Below are 18,554 nucleotides of genomic sequence, written 5' to 3'. Positions count from 1 at the left end.
TGCTACTGGTAGTTTCAGAATTCGCGCGATCGCCCATTGTAGTCACAGCCATAGAAAACTGTTCGCTATCCTAGCTGAGATTTTTTATGTCTAAACGCAAACAGTCTGAAGGTTGTCGCCCGATGCTGCGGCGCACTTTTTTGTTTTTAACGGGCATAGCTTTGGCACGAGTTTTGGCTGACTATTTTGCGATCGCCCAAAACCGAGATAGTTTCTTGACTCTCGCTGGTCAACTGTGGCAAAAGTTACTCGCTTTTTTATCAAGTATACAATCAAATCAAACTCCTCAACCTCTGCCTAGTAATTCCATTCTAAAATCCGCGAAAAATCCTCAAACTCTGCCCAGCAATCCCATCGTTAAATCGCCGGAAATTCATCAACCAAAGGCCGCGAATTCTCCTCTTGTGAAGTCTCAAACTCAAGTTATTAGACGTTCCGCTAATCAAGCAAAACCTGTACAAGTCAGCAGTCAAAATGTAGCGGGCGCAAGTTTTTATCTGACAACTATTGACCTCGCAGACCCCGAAATTTATATCACTATTGGGTTAGCTAATGATGCAGCTTTTGCAAATACTTCTAAAGTAACGCGGGGTGACGAACCTTTTGAAAATATGGTGTCGCGTTCCCGGGCTGCTGTTGTTGCTAACGGGACTTTTTTTGGTAAAGATGAGCAGAAAGCTGTGCTGGGAAATATGGTGGCGGCGGGTAAGTTTCTGAAATACAGCCGATGGGAAAATTACGGCACGACTTTGGGGATTAAAGCGGGAAATCAATTGGAAATGGTGACGGCTAGAAGTGAAGGTAAGCCGGATTGGAGTCAACATTGGTTTTCTCTGACTTGCGGGCCGAGATTGGTTAAAGGGGGGAAAGTTTGGCTGTCTCCTTTATCGGAAGGTTTTAAAGATTCTCATGTTTTGGGCGTGGGTTCGAGAACGGCGATCGGCTTTCCAGCTTCCAGAGATAAGTTATTTTTGGTGACTTTTCTGGATAGTTTGTCTTTGGAAGCAGAAGCTAAAGTTATGCAGGCGATCGGCTGTTTTGAAGCGATGAATTTGGACGGGGGCGCTTCGGTGGGTTTGGCTCATCAGGGGCAGATTTTATTGCCACCGGGCCGGAATTTGACGAATGTGCTGGTGGTTTACGATCGCGAAAATCCGGCTCCTGCTCAATTAAAACAGTCTTGGGAACGCTTTCAAAAGGGATCTCGACCTTCCCCCGATCCGTCCGTTTTTTTTGATTGACCTAGCAGAAGGAAGTTCGGCAACGAAGCACTGTACGGGATGTAACGGATTGAAGAAAGAAGTCCGATGGAAGTCGCAATCGAGGGAGCATCCCGATTTTGGGTAGTGCTCCCGAGGGAAGGATGAGAGAATCAGATCGCTGTGATTCTGATGTTACTTGTTTGTATGTCTATTGCTTTGCCTGCCTGTTCAATTTGCCAGTCTGAATTAGTGATGAAAAACGGTCGAACTCGGCATCAGAAGCAGAACTATAAATGTCGAGACTGTGGACGGCAATTTGTGCAGGTTTTACCCAGTAAACGACACCCTGGAATGGGCAAAGAAACTGGAAAAACCAGCTACCTTGAACGGTTCAACTGCACTTTGCGACAACGCCTGTGGCGAATCGTCAGAAAAACCTTGTCATTTTCCAAGAAGTTAGAGAACCAGATTGGTGCAATTTGGACGTTCATCCATCACTACAATGCTACGCCAGCGAGTTAAACTGTCCTTTCCTCTTTACCACTACCATAAATTGAAATCATTAGAGACAATGCTATAACCAGTGCTGGGGATACGTCCTTTCTGCCGCTAAATTATTAAAGATGACGGCGCACAAGACCAAGATTATTGATCCCTCAAAAGCAGGTGTTAGCAAAAATTTCCAGTCTGGTTTGGTCATCATGACGACTAAGGCAACTGCTCCCGAAGGCGGATGTAGAGTTCTGGTAATCTGCATAACTCCGATCGCACTAGAAACAGCCATTCCCATCGCCCAGGGAGAAGAACCGAGAAAATGCACAATCATTAAACTGGTGAGAGCAGCTAAGAAATTGCCCCCAATGACATTCCGGGGTTGAGCCAAAGGGCTGTCAGGGACACCAAAGATCAGAACGCTTGTAGCGCCAAACGGAGCCATTAGTAAAGGAGTATTAGTTTTTAGAGCAAGATAGGACGTTGCAGTAATTGCCAAAAAACTGCCAATCAAACTCCAAAAAATATGCCGAGGATGAGGTCTGTCTATTGGGCAGCTCAATGGACACGATCGCCATCTCCCAAAGGTTTTAAACCAATAACTTTCCCATTTCAGTTGAATTTTTTTACTGTCAATCATAAATCAGGTTACTTGATAACCAGGCTTCTTAAATTGTCTGAACTAGCCTCCGGTAAAGTTAAGATATCATAACAATTTGTCAAAAAGTAGCTAAACGCACAGATTTTTTACTTCTATGCCACTCAAGCCGCAGCTAACCACTCGCTTGGAACCCACGAGCAAGTTTGGTGGGTTTTGCAACACACGTTATCGGCAGTCGCACAACCTCACCGTTAGCCGTCAGAGTTATTGATCAGGGTAAAGCGAGAGGTTATTTCTAAGGTGCGATGCCCACTAAGCATGAATTGAAAGATCGCATCCACACTTTGGATAAGTCTCTAGTTGAGAATGCGATCGCCGTTTTCTGGTTAGTGCGCTCTTCTCGCTCGCACTCGGATATAATTACGAACTTAATCTTCGTTAGGGAGAGTTTTGCCACTCGGCGGTAAGCTTGCGGAAATTGTATTGAGACGCGCCGGGGTGACAAGTAACGCAACTGCTGATATTTGCGGGTTGTGGCAGTTTTACTTTGGGGTGCAGAGCTTTGAAATAGCGAGAACTGGCGACTCGGTAGGCGAGTTCTTCGTCTTTTGCTTGGGGACGGGAAAAAGTTTGCAGGTAGTTCCACACTAGCAGACGGGGGGGGTCTACTAGCAGTTTGATGGTTTGTCCGTAGTGTTGGGAATCTTGCAGCAATCTGCGCCAAGTTTCTGTAGGTAATACTTGCGGCGGTAAACCGATGTGACAGGTGGCGCAGTTTTCTAGGTACAGTTGCTGTCCGAGTTGGTAGCGTTCGGGAATGCGATCGACCGTACCAGTATCCTCGATCGAAGACACCTGAGCAAGTCGCGCGGGAGTGCGAGAGTAGGCAGTCTGAGCTGCAACCCATCCGCCACAGGTACAGCAGATAATTATCAACACTAGCAACGTTGAGTAAAGCCCCCGCAAGCCTACTCTGCGACGTTTGCGGGGTTTTTGCTGTTTCATAATTCTGAATTTATTTTTGGTTAAATCACTGGTATGCTCATGCCTTCGCGGGCTAAGCAGGCATTGGCGAACGTTGCCTGCACCTCTGCTTCGACTTGATCGAGAAAATTGTCGTCGTGGCCCGGATCGTGGTGAAACATCACGATTTTTTTGACTCCAGCAGCTTTCGCTACTTCTACTCCTGCTTGCCAAGTCGAGTGTCCCCAGCCGACTTTCGGGGTTTTGAAGTTGTAATACTCTTCGTTGGTGTAGTTGGCGTCGTAAATCAGCACGTCGGCGTTGCGAGCTAGGTGTACCACGTTGTCGTCGAGGCGATCGGGAAAATGTTCTGTATCGGTGCAGTAGACGGCCGTGTGTCCTTCCCAGGTGACTCGATATCCGATCGCGGTATTAGGATGGTTGAGCAGTGCCGTTTCTATTTTCACATCGTCGAGTTCGAGAATATCCCCAGGCGTCAAATCGTTGAATTTGAGGTCTGACTGCATTACCTGAATGGGGACGGGAAAATTGGGGTGTAGCATTTGGTCGGCAAGACGGTGTTTGATGGTAGTGCCGTTGGGGGCGATCGCACCGTAAATGTGAAAGCAGTTCCCTGGGATAAAGGCGGGAGTAAAAAACGGAAACCCTTGAATGTGATCCCAGTGAGTATGACTAAAAAACATATGGGCTTCGACAGGCATTTGCCGCAGCAAGTTTAGACCCAGAACTCGCAGGCCCGTACCACCGTCAAAGATTAGGCGTTTTTTGCCCAATCGCATTTCTACACAGGAGGTGTTCCCTCCGTAGCGCAGTGTTTTGGTGCCGGGGGTGGCGATGCTGCCGCGCACACCCCAAAACTGAACGACAAACTCGGTCAAAGGACTATTTTCCATTGTGGCTTTGCGATCGGAAGGCTGTGGATTGGGTAGAGAGGGTGCGGAATCTGGCATTTTTTTTAGTTTTGGCGGCAGGAACTTGGGAGTTGAAATCTTAGTTTTTACTTTTTAGTTTTTAGTTTTTAGCAATCTGTACTATAATCAAGCGCTTTATCGGGAAACCATGTGCCGAACACTTCGGCTGTTAGAATTCTCAACCTTACGGGTTGGTGTAGGAGATGTCACGCTTGAGAGATTATTTTTTGCATCATGCGGGCTGCCCGGCGTGTTCTGTGTTCTGAGATTAAGATAGCGCCGATCTATCTAAGTGTTAGGGTAAAATTTCCTCAAACGTAGAACGCATTCCCCAGGGGTATAATTTGCGCTTCATCTTACTCTAGGAGTAGTATTTTTTTCAAGATTGGGGCCGGGGCAGGGTTTTGAGGAATGCCGTTCCGGTGACTCGGCATTGACGAGTGATTTGACATTCTAGCTACCCGTTCCTCGACTGCATCCTTAGACCGGCAGCGATCGCCTTAAGTTCGGCCTCCTGAGTTTTTAGTCGGGTTGCAGTCGAGGAGTGCGGGCTAGGGGCTTATTTGCGATCGGCTGCGATGCACTTTTCCACTAAGGGCATAACTTGATCCACATCTTGCCAACCCAGAATTTCCGTGACTTTTTTCTCCAAATTTTTGTAGGTTCTAAAAAATTCGGCTATTTCGTCCAAGCGGTGGGGGGCTACGTCTTTGAGGGACTTATAGTGAGCGTAGCGCGGGTCTTTGTCGGGAACGCACAACAGTTTTTCGTCCCTGTCGCCTCCATCGATCATTTCCAGCATTCCGATCGGACGGGCTGCGATTATGCACCCTGGAAATGTGGGCTCATCCATCATCACCATGCCGTCGAGGGGGTCGCCATCATCGGCTAAGGTATTGGGTATGAAGCCGTAGTCGCACGGATATTGGACTGAGGAAGAAAGCACCCGATCGAGAGCAAAGGCTTGCAAGTCTTTATCAAATTCGTACTTGTTTTTGCTACCGGCGGTAATTTCGATGAGGACGTTGAGCAGTCCTGGTTTCGGCTGTGCCGGAATTAGCGATAAGTCCACAACAATATCTCCAAGTTAACAGATGATTGGGATGAGTGCTACTTGCCAAATCCCTTTGATAGCATTTTACGGGCGATCGGGCCTTTCGGCTGCATGAGATTGACCGAAAGCGGACGAGTGCGATCAGCGCTGCACTATTTGAGGAGGATGCTTGTGGAGTGTCTCGCCTGCGGGGAAAATACACTGGACGGGCGGGACGCCCATCCCACAGTTTGAGAGGGCTATGGTTTGTTTGGGCGAGGGAGATATTTTCACATCGATATCTTCTTTTTACCGTCTGTCAAAGTTATTTGAATTTTCAATCCCAACCACTGGCTTAGTTCTGTCGCTAACCACTCGATTTCTGATTCACTTAGTCCCTGCTTCACTCCTAGTCGATATTTTTGGTTGCTGGTTTGAATAATCATCTGAGAAACTTTGTATCCAATTTGTTCAATTTCCAACTGGCAAATGTCCGGTCTGGGGGCTGCCTTGGAATTATTCCATCTCAACCCGAGCAGATGGCTGCTATAGGATATTTGCTGGCGATCGATTCTGAGACGTACTTCCAAAAATAGTGCCTCGATAAACTTTAATACTCCTGCCACAGCTAAGAAACTTCCTAGTATCAGAAGAAGGTGCGGATGTATATCCCCGTTATCAAAACTGATCAATAATGTGACCTGCGTCGCAATCAAACCCGAAAGCATGGCACTTAAACCAAAATCGACTTCCTGCGGCGGAATTATAACTTCTATAAATTCCGAATTTTTGGTCAATTTAATATCGCTGCCTTGCCACTGGACTGCCATAGTAGTTTTGTCGGTCGAGCAGGGATTCTTTAGCGATAGCCATGCTTCCCAAGCCGAGGATAACCGTTTGTTTAAACTAGGTTCTGTCATCCACTCCAGCCAATCGACTAAATTAGAATTGAGATGCGTTACCCGATCGGCAAATTGAATTTTCAAATCCTGTTGCGACAGTTCAGTGGGATGCAAACCTGTTACCAAATAAATTAAAGTTGCACCTAAACCGTAGAGGTCAGAAGCCGGAACCGAGCGCCCGCCAAATTGTTCCGGTGCCATATACCCGTACGTTCCCACTACTGTAATTGTGCCGCAAAATTTTGCAGCTTGGTTCTGCACCGAACCGAAATCAACTAAATAAACTTGTCCGACGGAGTGGGCAGATCTGCTGTGCAGTAAAATATTGCTGGGTTTAATATCGCGGTGAATTACAGACGGATTTTGCTCGTGCAAATAAATCAAAATTTCTAACAGCGATTTAGCTAATTCTTGCACCTCGGTTTCGCTAAAAGTACGTCCCGAGTGCAAATGCTCTTCCAAAGTTTTCCCCTCTACATAAGTCTGTACCAAGGCAAATCCTTTAGTGTCTGCTTCGTCAATTTCCAGGTAATCGAGGTAGCGGGGAATTGCTGGGTGAGAAAGTGCTTTTAAAGTTTCCGCTTCTCGTTCAAATAGCTTGAGGTCTTGCCATTCAAAATCGCTGCCGAGGAATAGCTGTTTGATGACAACTAATTTTTGAGTTTGTAAATCACGAGCCAGCAGCGTTTGGCGACCTGTTTGTTTTCCTAGTTGCCGCTGCACTTCGTAGCGTTCTGCTAATATTTTGCTGGTCATGTTTTTTTACATTAATTTGAATGTGAGGTGATCATCGGAACCCAGAAACCGGGTTTTTACAAAAATACTTCGTTGCAACCCCAACATTCCCCAAAAAACCCGGTTTATTTGCTCGGAGTGAGTCCAGCGCTCTCTAAATTTTAGATTACAGTCCACTTTCTTTTTGATACCACCGGGCAATGGACTTGCTACTTGCCCCCATTGACAGTCCTGCAATTAGCGAGTGTGCAAGCACCATGAAAATCTCACCACTCAAATCCTTTAGCGTATTCAAATCCATTATCCGAAAGAAGACGATACTTGTCGAGGTACAGAGGACGATACTAATTACAGTTAAGACCTGTCGGTGAAGTTTGGGATTAGTTAGGGGAAAAAACCACAAGCGCGTCACAATCCCTACGATTATTCCGTTCCCCAACCCCAGCAGCAAGCCGAGAAAAATACCGATGAATAATGCTTCGATAATTGTCCCCTGTACCGGAATAATAAAGGTGCTGTAAATTGGTGCACAAGCTCCTACACTTAGAGTTACCATCCAAGTGCTGCGCCCGATCGCATTCCCGAACAAGCTGAAGGTATCCACCGTTTTTCCCTGTCTCAAGGGCAGGGAATATTTATGTATTTGCTGTGGTTTTTCTATAACTTCTTTTGCTATTTGCACTGAAGCGGGACGGCGATCTAAACTGGGATGCGTCATCCACTTTAGCCAATTGGTAAAACCGGGAGTCAGTTGGGTGAATTGCTCGAATTCGAGCTGCAAATCTTTCTGTGGCAAGTCTGCAGGATGCTGCTTGGTAATTAAAGCGATTAATGTTGCTCCCAAGCTGTACAAGTCGGAAGCGGGAACCGCCCTCCCGCCAAATTGTTCGGGCGGCATATAGCCATAAGTTCCGACAACGGTGACTGTTTTCCCTTGTTGGGTTGCTAGAGTTTGAACTGCACCGAAATCGACTAGGTAGACTTCGCCGACGCTGTTACCCGATCGATTCTTGAGTAAAATATTGCTGGGTTTAATGTCGCGGTGAATCACCGGGGGCTGTCGCTGGTGCAGGTAGGCGAGGATGTCTAATAATGCTGTGGCTAATTGTTTGACTTCGCTTTCGCTGAAGGTGCGGCCGTCTGAAAGATATTCTTGTAGGGATTTGGCTTCGATGTAACTCTGAACTAGGGCGAATCCTTTGCGGTTGGGGGTGTCGATTTCAAAGGAGTCTAGATATCGGGGAATTGCGACATGGGATAGGGATTTTAAGGTTTCGACTTCTCGCTCAAACAGTTTTAAGTCTTCCCAGTTAAAGTCGCTGCTGAATGAGAGGAGTTTGACTACTACTTGCTGTTGGGTTTTTAAGTCGCGGGCGAGTAAGGTTTGCCTTCCTGCTTGCTTGCCGAGCCGCCGATCGCACTGATAGCGATCGGCTAATATTTCTTTTGACAAATCACCGATGTTTTGTCCGCTCATGTTCTCTTGCCCTAGAACCGATTAAACCTAGTGTAGTTGACAAAAGTGCAATAATCGGAAATGTTCGGGCTACAGCAAAAAAATTTCTGTTACAGAGCAACCGCCTTTAAGAGCCAGCGATCTCGCACAATAAAGACGCCCCTGAGTTAAGCTTGAATTTAATTTTGGATTTGCTTGTAAATTGACTGCACTACGTCGAGCAGGCTCAAGACTTGCTGCCATTCGGGGGCATCGGGGTTGTAGCTTTTGGCGCGCTGAGTTTTCAAACTGTGGTGCAAGAGGGAAAGCAGCGCGTCTGGAGACTGTAAGGAATTGTCCTCTTCATCTGCTGGGGTTCCGGCTCCATTTTCTTCGATATCTTCTTTAATTTTTTGTGCTCGATCAGCGAGGGCTAAAGATCTGCCTGCAAGGTTTTCCGGCATTTTGGGCTGTTCGGACAAAGAGGCGCTGGTTAGTTCTACCAATAGTTGACAGACTCGATCGACCCATTCGTGATCGTTTACTGAAAAGGAACCGGATTTGAACACTTGCCCGTCAGGTCTTTGTTGAATGCTTTGTACCTTCTGGATCAGAGGGATAGCCTTAACAGTGATGTTTTCCGGGATTCTGGGGATATCTGACAGGGAGCTGCGAGCAATCTCCAGCAATAGTTGGTAAACCTGATCTACCCACTCAACATCTCCCGATTGCGAATTCCAATTATTCATAATTGACGCTAGTGGTTTTCTATATCTAAGACTAGAACATTGACTATCTGCGAACGAAGCTCTTTTTAGGAGCCGGTAACGCTATTAAGACTTACGCGGGCGGGGTGAGAAACCCGGTTTTTGAGCGGATGTTTCGTCGCCTTTCTCCAAGATTTTTCTCAGAAACCGGGTAACGCTGCCACCAGTCATAACTATTTTTAAGCGCTTCAAATAATAGAAGTGCTAAGTTTGTTGCCGTAGGTAGTGCGAAGGAAACACGTAGGGCGAAACCCCGGCATCTCGCTTGCAAATTCAAATCCGGTTATATAACCATAATACCTGTTGGAGCTTATTTACAATTACCTCAATAGGATATTCAGGTTAATAGGTGGTGGGGTGGGAGGCGCACCCCCGATCGCGATTGCCCCACCCGGAACCCTGGCGCCACCGCGAGGATTTGCTGTGGGCTACTGCTATTTTTCTGTGAGATTCCACACACCATCCCAGTTGAGTACATCTGAAAACGCATGCTGAAATAACATACAGCGATCGACGTGCAATTTAGCTGCCTTGTTTTTCGGGTCAACTTTCAGAACGGCGTCAAATTCGCGTTCAGCGTCTGTAAAGGCTTGCTTGGCTTTTGGTTCTAAGGCTTTCTTAAACTCGCTCAGCAGTTTTTTCACCCGATCGAGTCCCAGGTTTTCAAATTCCTCATCTAACATTTCTGCAACTGTCTCGCAGGCCCGACTTTTAATTTTCGCCTGCAATAGCTGCCTGATCTCTGCGGGTTTCAGCCTCTTGATTTGGGGATTTGATGGTTCTAAGATGTCTGCTTCCAAGAGTTTTTTGACTTCGCCTTCTTGCAAGTATTTAATATCGTCTGCTGATAGCCGCTTGATTTTTGCTTGCAGCAGCATTTTGGCTTCGTCTTCCGAGAGGTTTTTCATTCCTTCCAATTTCAGCAGTTGGATTTCTGTCTGCAACAGTACGATGAGTTTGTCGGCTTCTGACAGGTTTTTCGGATCGTACTCTGACAGCTTTTTCAGTTGATATAACAGCTTCCTTAGTTCGTGTTCCAACTGTTGCTCTAGATTGTAGGACAGTTTCTTAATCTCTGCCTCCGGCATTTCGGCGACATCCTTTAAGATGTTTTTCACCTCACTTTCTGAGAGTCTTTGGCTGACTGGAGTTTTGTAATGTTCGCGCCCCTTGGTGTAATGTTCTACAATTTTTTGCTGTGTTTCGGTTAGTGACTTGCCCACTGGCGAGTATCCCTCGCGGATGCCGACGAGTTCGTAAACGATTACGGGTTCGCTTTTGCCCTTGACAGTAATAAAGTCGAGTTCTCGCACGTAGAGCCGATCGGCATAATCTCTGTAAGTATTGTCGCTGATGATCAAGTCGGTGCCGTACTGCTTGCTAGCGCCTTCTAAGCGAGAGGCGAGGTTTACGCCGTCTCCGATCGAAGTCAATTCCATGCGTTTGCTACTGCCGATGTTGCCGCTGACAACTTCATCGGAATGCACGCCCATACCGATACCGATCGGCAGTTCGCCATTTGCCATACGCTCTTGATTGAACTCTGCCAGTTTTTCCCGCATTTTCACTGCCGTTTGCATGGCGCACCAAGCATGATCGTCTAGGGGCGCTGGAGAGCCAAAAACTGCCATCAGAGCGTCGCCGATGTATTTGTCGAGAGTCCCTCCGTACTCGAATACGACATCTACCATCACTTCAAAATATTTGTTGAGCATCACTACCACTTCTTCGGCTTGCAATTTTTCCGTAAGTGTGGTATAGCTGCGAATGTCTGAGAACAGCACCGAAACGTTTTTGCGCTTACCGCCCAATCCAATATCCCCTGAAGCTAACAAAGCTTCGGCTACTTCAGGCGTCATGTAACGGTACATCAAGTTCTTGACTTGCTTGGCCTCGCTAATATCTTCCATGACGACTAACGCGCCGTTGACCTTGCTGGGGTCGATCGCATCCGTCATAGAATTTATCGAGAGATTGATACTCTGCGGTTTCCCTACACAGGATAGCAAAACTTGATCGGGGTAATACTGCTGGCGATCCTTATCGTCTTCTGGAGACAAAGACGCATCAAACCACTTGGCAAAATCGCCTTTTTCTAACTTAATTAACTCGCGCAAAGATTGACCTTCGGCTAATTCGGCATCGCTGACACCCAGTAATTTTGTGGCACTGGGATTGGTCGCTACTATATGGCCTTTTTTATCTGTAGAAATCACGCCGTTAGTCAGGGCGTGTAGCATATCTTTTTGTCTTTGTTCTTGCTGTTTGACTTCTGCAAATAGTTTGGCGTTTTGCAGGGCGACTCCTGCTTGGATATTAAACGCCTTCATAAATTCCATGTCGCTGCGATTGAAACTCGCTTTCCATTGTTCGGGGGCTTGTGGCCAGTTTTCGGGGTTGTAGGGGGGAAATTCTCCTTGTTTTTTTTTGTTCATTAATTGAGTAACTGCGATCAATTTGTGATCTGCATTAAAGACTGGCATACAGAGCATACTGCAAGTACGGTAGCCAGTTTTTGGATCCACTTCTTTGGCCATTTCAGCGCGAGGATCATCGTACACGTCAAAGGGAATCAACAGCGGTTCGCCGGATTCGGCGACGATGCCTGCAAAACCTGCTGTTCTGGGTATGCGAAGTTCTTTCAGGCTGCCGGCGAACGGGATTTTCGTCCACAGTTCGTCTTTCTCTTCATCGATCAGCCACAGGGTGCTGCGATCGGCGTTCATGAGTTCTTGGGCCTGATCCATCACCCTTTTTAGGGTATCTTCTAAGTCTAAACCGCTCTGAGAAAGAGCATTGACGGCGTTCATCAGCGCTGTCGCGGCCCGTTGTCTTTGAGTTGCTGCGTAGAAAGATTTAGAAGACTCTAGAATTAGGCGAATCGACGGGGCAAATTCTCGAAAAACTTGTTCGTCTTCTTGAGTAAATCCTGCCTTGTCAATCTGTGATTCTAAAGTACCATAATGTTCGTGGTTGGGTTTGAGTTTATTAATCAGTTGAACTACTGCTACTAACTCTCCTGTTTCTTCGTTGAGCAGGGGCATCGCCAGCATTGTATAAGTGCGATATCCTGTTCTTTCCTCAACTTTTTTGGCGTTAGCCGAGCGGGGGTCGTTATAAAAATCATAAGGAATGTTCACCACTTTTTTTTCCGTGGCTACTTCTCCGGCAATGCCCACATGGGCCGGAACTCGGATCTCTAAATTTTTGCCATTTTCGTCTTTAGCGACGATCGCCCAAAGTTCATTCTTTTCTTCGTCTAATAAAAATATCGTGCTGCGATCGGCATTCAGCAATTCCCCGGTTTTCAGGGTAATCGACTGCAACATTTCGTTAAGGATGGCGTCAAATCCCTGGCTGTCAAGAATATTGTCCAGCATTCCCAGGGTTTGATTGACAACCTTAAGTTTCTCTTCTACTTCCTTAACTACTTCTGTAAAGCTTTCTTTATTTAGGAGATCGAGAACACCGGATAATCCTGGACTTTTGGCAAGGGCGCTACTGCTAGAAGCATCCTGAGAATATTGTTCCTGATGTTTTTCAGTGACACCAGTAAAATCATCCTTTTCACTGACAACAGTGGCCTCTACTGTCACTGTCATGTTGTTTTCCATAGCTGGCAGATTGGGAGATGCAGATTTCATAGACCTTTACAGAATCTTAAGCGTAAGGGTTAGTCTCTAAGCTAGGAGAGCGGGCAAGTTCATTAGTGAGTTACCTGTCGCACAAAACTCAATTATGTGTGAAAGTATTTCCCAGTTTACAGAACTCCGGCCACAGGCAAAGGGTAATCCAGTTGGGGTTGCTGGTGAACTGCTGGTGCGACGGTAACGCTGCTGTGGCATTGCTGCACTCTTGTTATAGAATGCAAATCCTGTTTAAATGGTTTATTAACTGATTTTGACATTGTGTGTGCCTGGTTTAAGTAAGTTCTGCCGATCTTTGAGCCGATCGCCTGCATGAACATGAATGCGTACTGCTGGGAGCACTGCTGAAAGAGGGATGGCATTGTAGGACTATCGGCAATTGTGACACCACCAGTTGCTAGTGATGTGTGCCCTTCTCTACACAATTGTGGTTTTTAACTAGAATTTCTCTCAATTTTGCTGCTCTTAGCTTTCATCCCGTAACTAAACTCACGGGGCTTTCAGCTTTTTTTGTAAAACTTGCGGTTGCCATTTTTAGTGTAACCTCCGGATCGGAAAAACTCCGCCTTTTGACCCCACGATCGGCTTGAGGGTCTGCTTAGGGTTTGGCAGACTGAGTTTGGCGCAATCCGGCGGCTTCGACAAGCAGGGATTCGGCGAAGGCGATGGCTTCTGTTGCTGAGCGGCCGCTGGCGAGTTGGGCCAGTTCTTCGCGCCGCTGCTCACTGTTGAGGGCGGCAACTCTGACTACTGTGCGTTCCATTGGTTCGGAGTGGGCTGCGGGTTCGTCGATACTTGGTTCTGCTTCGATCGTCTGTTTGTTGACGCGAAAATGAAAATCAGCCATCGCGGCGATCAGCGGCTGGTGGGTGACGCAGAGAACTTGGTGTTTGTCGGAAAGTTGGTAGAGTTTTTTGGCGATCGCCCCGGCGACTCTCCCGGAGACTCCGGCGTCGATTTCGTCAAAAATCAGCGTACCAGCACTTTCTATTTGGGAAAAACAGGCTTTGATGGCGAGTAGAAAGCGGCTCATTTCTCCCCCGGAGGCGATCGCGCCCAGAGGTTGCAAAGGTTCGCCCGGATTGGGGCTGAAACAAAAGGCGATTTGGTCGGCACCGGTAGCGGTTGGGGTACAAGGGGAGATCTCGACTTGAAATTGCACTTTTTCCATTGCTAATGGCTTAAGTTCTCCTACGAGGTGCGTTTCTAGTTTGAGGGCTGCTTCGCGTCGCAGGGTGGTGAGGTGGCTGCAAGCGTCTTTTAATTGCTCTAAAGCGTTCTGATATGCGAGTTCTAAAGCCTCCATTGACTCGCCTCCTTCTAAAAGTTCGTTTAGTTCGTTTTGGATGCTTTGGTAGTAGGCGATCGCTTCTTTGAGCGGCCCGTATTTGCGGCAAATTTGTTTGAGTTCGCGAATCCGATCTTCTACTTCTTCGAGTCTTTCGGGATCTGCTTCTAATTGTTCGCCGTAGCTGCTAATTTGCCTGCTGGCTTCTGTGGCTTGAGCTAAAGCATCGCTGACCATTTCTAGGATTGGTTGCAACTGCACATCGTAAACCGCCATGTCGCTTAAAATTACTTCGGCTTTGCTCAACAAGTCGGCGGCTGATGCGCTGTCGCCGTCGTTTTGGTACAGGGCTTGGTGGACTTGGTAACTCTGCTGCTGCAATTCGACGACGTGGCCCAGCCGGATTGATTCTTGTTCTAGCTGTTCGAGTTCGTCGGCGTCTTCGATGTGGGCTTCCCCGAGTTCTCGGACTTGGTATTCTAACAAATCAAGTCTTTGCAGTCGCTGCTGTTCCGACTGACGCCTGCGTTTGAGGGCTGTTTTGGCGTTGTTGGCTCCCAGCCACGCGGAGGCGATTATCGATCGCGCTTCAGTAAGCTTTTTGCCGCCGTATAAATCAAGCCATTCTCGCTGGAGGGTTTCTTGTCCGAGGTGGACGGTTTGGCCTTGGGCGGTAATTTCGACCAGCCGATCGCGCAGTTGATCCATTAACTGGCGGTTGACGAGAATTCCGTTCAAGCGCGATCTGGTGCGTAGAGCACCGCTTGATGCGTTAATTTCCCGGCTGCAAACGGCTAAATTTCCGTCTATGGGTTCGATTTCTTGCTCGCCCAGCCACAAAGCTGCGGCTTTGTCCAATTCAAAGGTAGCTTCCAATATTGCCCGCGCTGCTCCGGTGCGAATTGATCGGCGATCGACTTTCCCGCCCAAAACTGCATCGATCGCATCTAGAATAATCGATTTGCCGGCGCCGGTTTCCCCTGTAAATACGTTCAAACTCGGGCCAAAATCTAGATCCAGGCAGTCAATTAAGGCAAAGTTTTCTATTCTAAGGGATATTAACATGGGGAATTTGGAATTTGGAATTTGGAATTGGAAATTGGAATTAGTAATTAGTAATTAGTAATTGGGAATTGGTAACAACTGTCAACTGGCAACTGACTTCGGCTATAGTTTCAACCACCCAAACAAATCTCCTACCGTCAGCCGCAATTCTGCTGCCCAATCTGGAACGGGCAACACTTCTTCGGGTTTTGCTAAAATTTCTGGTTGCTTTCCAGGGGGATAAATTAAGATCGAGCGCACCATCGGATCGATCAGCCAACCCATTTGAGTGCCGTTTTTCAGACCGTGTAAAATATTCCCAGTTACTTTAGTTTGACTCTGGCCTGGAGACAGAATTTCAATTGTCCAATCTGGGTAAGTTTCAAATACATTAGCAACATCCCCATTTTCATCAACTGGTATTCTTTCCCAAGTAAATACTGTGACATCTGGCACGGTCGATCTGCCGTCAAAAGTACACCGCAATTCAGGAAAGGCTAGGGCAATTTTTCTCGGTTCGACTACCTCGTTAATTGTAGTGACTAGCTTTCCCTGTAATTTGCTGTGTTTTCCTTGTGGCATAGGTTTTTGGACGATTTGACCGTTGACATATTCGCTAGCTGGTTCGGTTTCGGGAAGTTGTAAAAACTCGGACAAAGTTAGTGTTCTTGTTTGTATTTGTACCATTTTTTACTCCTTTTATTCCATAAAACCCAAATGTTTTCTAGCAGCAAGAGTTACCATTCTGCCCCGACTTGTCCGCTGCAAAAATCCGATTTGCATTAAGTACGGTTCGTATACATCCTCAATGGTTTGAGTATCTTCTCCTGTCGAAGCTGCGAGAGTTTCTAAACCCACCGGACCACCGTTAAAGTTCTCAATCATTGCTGTCAAAATCCGTCGATCTGTCCAATCTAAACCCAGCGGATCGACGTTGAATAATTCCAGGGCTAGTGAGGCCACTTCGGCATCAATTGGCTTTAAGTTTTTGACTTCGCTGTAGTCTCTAACTCGCCGCAGCAAACGGTTAGCGATCCGGGGCGTTCCGCGAGCTCTGCGGGCAATCTCTATGGCTCCTTCAGGGGTGATTTTAGTGTCGAGAACTTGGGCGGTTCTTTGGACAATTAGACTCAGTTCGTCTATTTCGTAGTAGCGCAATCTTTGGATTAAGCCGAAGCGATCGCGCAATGGAGATGTCAGCGATCCGACTTTTGTGGTTGCTCCTACTAAGGTAAATGGTTTCAGGGGAATGCTGCGGATTTTGGCGCTTTTGCCTTGACCGATCGTAATATCTAAGCGGCAGTCTTCCATTGCCGGATAGAGGATTTCTTCTGTAACTTTAGATAAGCGGTGAATTTCGTCGATAAACAGCACGTCGCCTGCTTTGAGGTTGATCAGCAATCCGACAATATCTCGCGGTTTTTCTAAAGCTGGGGCGGTGGTGATTTTGCATTCAACTTCCATTTCTGCTGCTAAAATTAGCGACATTGTGGTTTTTCCTAACCCTGGAGGCCCGTAGAGTAACAGGTGATCCATAGGTTCGCCGCGAGATTTGGCGGCTGCAATTGCGATCGCCAAAACTTCTCTCAAGTCTTTTTGCCCGATGTATTCAGCTAAGCGCTGGGGTCGGATTTTGTCGTCTTGTTTGCTGTTGATTTCGTCGGGTAGTTCTTGCGATTCTAGCAGCGATTCCGCCTCGGGTTTGGCGACTTTTTTGCGACGGGCCGGGGCTATGTCTTCAGGTAGATTTGGGTCGGGGGGCTGTTGTTTGGAGGAGATAATAGCCATATTTATTTGCGATCGGGCAGCGGGAAGTGTTTACAATTGTTGTTAGCAGAATCTTTAAAATTATTGAGTTCGTTATGAGTATTCCCTCTTCTTTATTAGCATCGGAAAGCATAACTTTTGAGGGGGCGATCGAGCTGACTCAATCTTTACTGTCGTTCATGGAGGCTAATCGACTTTTACAAGCCGACATCCAGCAAGCTGTTACATCTCTGGTGAAAACACAGAACGGTGCTAGGGGTTTTTTTGTCACCTATCTAACGGATGATCGACAGGAGGCAGATCACCCGTCACCCGGAGTAGTCGAGGCGCTGCGATCGGCTCCTGAGATCGTAGCAGAACTGCTGGTGAAAAATTTGGCGATGTCGGCGGCAATGGTTGTGCATCATTCGCGCCAGCAAAAGGAGGAAATGGCGGCCGATTCTGCTAGAGTGCAGGAGCGATCGCGCAATTTAATTCAAATCCTGCAAATGCCAGCCTGTCAAACTTTAGCGTCGCAAATGCTAGAAAGTTTGCAGAGTGCCAACGGCAAGTATGAAAAATTTTTCCAGCGGTGGGGCTACGACGACGAGCAAAAACTAGCGATCGGTTCGGCAGTTCGATCGGCGAGCGGCTAAAATAACCTCCCAAGGAAGAGGAAAGAAGAAAGAAAGAAGAAGCCGAAGCTAGGGTGGCAGATCCTTGATCAAAGCGGCGGGGCTGTGGAATAATTGCGGTTTAACAAAAGCTGCACAATTGTAGCTTGAGTTGATTTAGGTGTGAAGGTAGTGAACGAGGGCGAAAAAATTGCAGAGAACTGTGAAAGAAGTTGCCCAAAAGGCCCGAAGGCTGGGCCGGCGGCGGCAGGCAAGTACGCCCGGGCGGTGGGCCAAGCTGAATCTGCTGGCAACATTGGTGCGCCGGGACTTGGAAGCTCAATACAAAGGCTCGATTCTGGGCAATTTGTGGCCGCTGCTGAATCAGCTATCGCAATTGGTGATTTACACATACGTATTTTCGATCGTCCTCAAGGTAAAGCTCAGCCTTGCAGGCTTCCCGGAAAACAGCGACATTACATTTGGAGTCTGGCTGTTTGCAGGTTTGTTGCCTTGGAGTGCCTTCACCAGCGGTTTGATCAAGTCGGGAGTATCGGTGGTGGGGCAGCCGAATTTAGTGAAAAAAGTGGTATTTCCTCTCGGTTTGCTGCCGCTAGTGCCGATTTTTACAGCTTTTATTGAAAGTTCTCTGGGTTTAGCAGCTTTGATTGTGATAGTAGTAGTGTCGTCGCAAAAGCTCAACGCTACTTTATGCTTGCTGCCGCTGGTGTGGGTGCCTCAGTTGCTGATAACTGCTGGTTTGGGATATTTGACAGCGGGCTTGACTGTATTTTTGCGAGACATTCCTCAGACATTAGGTGTTATTCTAAATTTTTGGTTTTATTTGACGCCGATCGTCTACCCAGCATCAATAATCCCCCAAGAGTGGCGGGCGTGGATATTTTGGCTAAATCCAATGGCCGCCATCGCGGAGGTTTATCGAGACCTCATACTGCTTGGAGAAGTTAAGCATTGGGGCGAATGGGGTGTCGCCACGCTAATTTCTGCTGCTATATTTTGTGGAGGTTTGGCGGTTTACCGGCGTTTGCGTCCCGCTTTTGCTGACGTACTGTAAATTTGTTTGAGATCTACAGTCAATCTAAAATCTAAATTCTAAAATCTAAAATCGATTGTGCTGTAAATATGTTTGAGA

Annotated in this window: 16 protein-coding genes; 4 read left to right on the top strand and 12 right to left on the bottom strand. The window is 47.1% G+C overall.

The features are described 5' to 3' along the window. The first annotated feature begins 86 nt into the window (after window positions 1-86). Window positions 87-1,241, top strand: a complete 1,155-nt coding sequence (locus D0A34_21295) for a phosphodiester glycosidase family protein (protein ID UNU21031.1) — start codon at window positions 87-89, stop codon at window positions 1,239-1,241. A gap of 177 nt (window positions 1,242-1,418) precedes the next feature. Further along, on the top strand, window positions 1,419-1,724 hold the full coding sequence (locus D0A34_21290) for a hypothetical protein (protein ID UNU22402.1): 306 nt from the start codon (window positions 1,419-1,421) through the stop codon (window positions 1,722-1,724). A gap of 52 nt (window positions 1,725-1,776) precedes the next feature. Here the strand turns inward: D0A34_21290 and D0A34_21285 are convergent, their stop codons facing one another. The 12 genes from D0A34_21285 to ruvB form a co-directional block, all read right to left on the bottom strand. Next, entirely contained in the window at window positions 1,777-2,334 is a 558-nt protein-coding gene (locus D0A34_21285) for an HPP family protein (protein UNU21030.1), read from the bottom strand. Between the two features lie 399 nt (window positions 2,335-2,733). Beyond that, window positions 2,734-3,300, bottom strand: coding sequence for a diheme cytochrome C (locus tag D0A34_21280; protein UNU21029.1), 567 nt, complete (start codon window positions 3,298-3,300; stop codon window positions 2,734-2,736). 20 nt (window positions 3,301-3,320) lie between these two features. Beyond that, on the bottom strand, window positions 3,321-4,229 hold the full coding sequence (locus tag D0A34_21275; GenBank protein ID UNU21028.1) for an MBL fold metallo-hydrolase: 909 nt from the start codon (window positions 4,227-4,229) through the stop codon (window positions 3,321-3,323). A gap of 520 nt (window positions 4,230-4,749) precedes the next feature. Continuing rightward, window positions 4,750-5,262 (bottom strand): inorganic diphosphatase, encoded by a 513-nt coding sequence (locus tag D0A34_21270; protein ID UNU21027.1) that lies wholly within the window; start codon window positions 5,260-5,262, stop codon window positions 4,750-4,752. Between the two features lie 251 nt (window positions 5,263-5,513). Next, window positions 5,514-6,881 (bottom strand): serine/threonine protein kinase, encoded by a 1,368-nt coding sequence (locus D0A34_21265; protein UNU21026.1) that lies wholly within the window; start codon window positions 6,879-6,881, stop codon window positions 5,514-5,516. Window positions 6,882-7,026: 145 nt separating this feature from the next. Further along, complete coding sequence (locus tag D0A34_21260; protein ID UNU21025.1) at window positions 7,027-8,337, bottom strand: serine/threonine protein kinase; 1,311 nt, start codon at window positions 8,335-8,337, stop codon at window positions 7,027-7,029. A 158-nt stretch (window positions 8,338-8,495) separates the two neighbouring features. Then, the gene (locus D0A34_21255) at window positions 8,496-9,044 is read right to left on the bottom strand and encodes an inorganic pyrophosphatase (GenBank protein UNU21024.1); all 549 of its coding nucleotides are present in this window, start codon (window positions 9,042-9,044) and stop codon (window positions 8,496-8,498) included. Window positions 9,045-9,496: 452 nt separating this feature from the next. Further along, window positions 9,497-12,706: a GAF domain-containing protein gene (locus D0A34_21250; protein UNU21023.1), complete on the bottom strand. Its 3,210-nt coding sequence runs from the start codon at window positions 12,704-12,706 to the stop codon at window positions 9,497-9,499. Window positions 12,707-12,822: 116 nt separating this feature from the next. After that, window positions 12,823-13,071 (bottom strand): hypothetical protein, encoded by a 249-nt coding sequence (locus D0A34_21245; GenBank protein ID UNU21022.1) that lies wholly within the window; start codon window positions 13,069-13,071, stop codon window positions 12,823-12,825. 236 nt (window positions 13,072-13,307) lie between these two features. After that, a complete protein-coding gene (gene recN, locus D0A34_21240; protein ID UNU21021.1) occupies window positions 13,308-15,062 on the bottom strand; it encodes a DNA repair protein RecN in 1,755 nt (584 codons plus the stop codon). 102 nt (window positions 15,063-15,164) lie between these two features. Beyond that, on the bottom strand, window positions 15,165-15,728 hold the full coding sequence (locus D0A34_21235) for a Uma2 family endonuclease (protein UNU21020.1): 564 nt from the start codon (window positions 15,726-15,728) through the stop codon (window positions 15,165-15,167). 12 nt (window positions 15,729-15,740) lie between these two features. Further along, window positions 15,741-16,829: a Holliday junction branch migration DNA helicase RuvB gene (ruvB, locus tag D0A34_21230; GenBank protein UNU21019.1), complete on the bottom strand. Its 1,089-nt coding sequence runs from the start codon at window positions 16,827-16,829 to the stop codon at window positions 15,741-15,743. 74 nt (window positions 16,830-16,903) lie between these two features. On the opposite strand from ruvB, the gene D0A34_21225 reads away from it, so the two are divergent. After that, window positions 16,904-17,443 (top strand): hypothetical protein, encoded by a 540-nt coding sequence (locus tag D0A34_21225; protein ID UNU21018.1) that lies wholly within the window; start codon window positions 16,904-16,906, stop codon window positions 17,441-17,443. Between the two features lie 181 nt (window positions 17,444-17,624). Next, window positions 17,625-18,476 carry an ABC transporter permease gene (locus D0A34_21220; GenBank protein UNU21017.1) on the top strand — a complete coding sequence of 284 codons (852 nt, stop codon included), beginning with the start codon at window positions 17,625-17,627 and terminating at the stop codon, window positions 18,474-18,476. The last annotated feature ends 78 nt before the right edge of the window (window positions 18,477-18,554 follow it).

Source organism: Microcoleus vaginatus PCC 9802, assembly GCA_022701275.1.
Lineage (GTDB): Bacteria > Cyanobacteriota > Cyanobacteriia > Cyanobacteriales > Microcoleaceae > Microcoleus > Microcoleus vaginatus_A.
This window is presented reverse-complemented; position numbering and strand designations above follow the sequence as displayed.

Bases quoted from the DNA above. Each gene is read 5' to 3' on its own strand.
- D0A34_21265 (UNU21026.1), bottom strand. From the start codon at position 6,881: ATGACCAGCAAAATATTAGCAGAACGCTACGAAGTGCAGCGGCAACTA.
- D0A34_21255 (UNU21024.1), bottom strand. From the start codon at position 9,044: ATGAATAATTGGAATTCGCAATCGGGAGATGTTGAGTGGGTAGATCAG.
- ruvB (UNU21019.1), bottom strand. From the start codon at position 16,829: ATGGCTATTATCTCCTCCAAACAACAGCCCCCCGACCCAAATCTACCT.
- recN (UNU21021.1), bottom strand. From the start codon at position 15,062: ATGTTAATATCCCTTAGAATAGAAAACTTTGCCTTAATTGACTGCCTG.
- D0A34_21245 (UNU21022.1), bottom strand. From the start codon at position 13,071: ATGCCATCCCTCTTTCAGCAGTGCTCCCAGCAGTACGCATTCATGTTC.
- D0A34_21295 (UNU21031.1), top strand. From the start codon at position 87: ATGTCTAAACGCAAACAGTCTGAAGGTTGTCGCCCGATGCTGCGGCGC.
- D0A34_21235 (UNU21020.1), bottom strand. From the start codon at position 15,728: ATGGTACAAATACAAACAAGAACACTAACTTTGTCCGAGTTTTTACAA.
- D0A34_21275 (UNU21028.1), bottom strand. From the start codon at position 4,229: ATGCCAGATTCCGCACCCTCTCTACCCAATCCACAGCCTTCCGATCGC.
- D0A34_21285 (UNU21030.1), bottom strand. From the start codon at position 2,334: ATGATTGACAGTAAAAAAATTCAACTGAAATGGGAAAGTTATTGGTTT.
- D0A34_21260 (UNU21025.1), bottom strand. From the start codon at position 8,337: ATGAGCGGACAAAACATCGGTGATTTGTCAAAAGAAATATTAGCCGAT.
- D0A34_21250 (UNU21023.1), bottom strand. From the start codon at position 12,706: ATGAAATCTGCATCTCCCAATCTGCCAGCTATGGAAAACAACATGACA.
- D0A34_21225 (UNU21018.1), top strand. From the start codon at position 16,904: ATGAGTATTCCCTCTTCTTTATTAGCATCGGAAAGCATAACTTTTGAG.
- D0A34_21280 (UNU21029.1), bottom strand. From the start codon at position 3,300: ATGAAACAGCAAAAACCCCGCAAACGTCGCAGAGTAGGCTTGCGGGGG.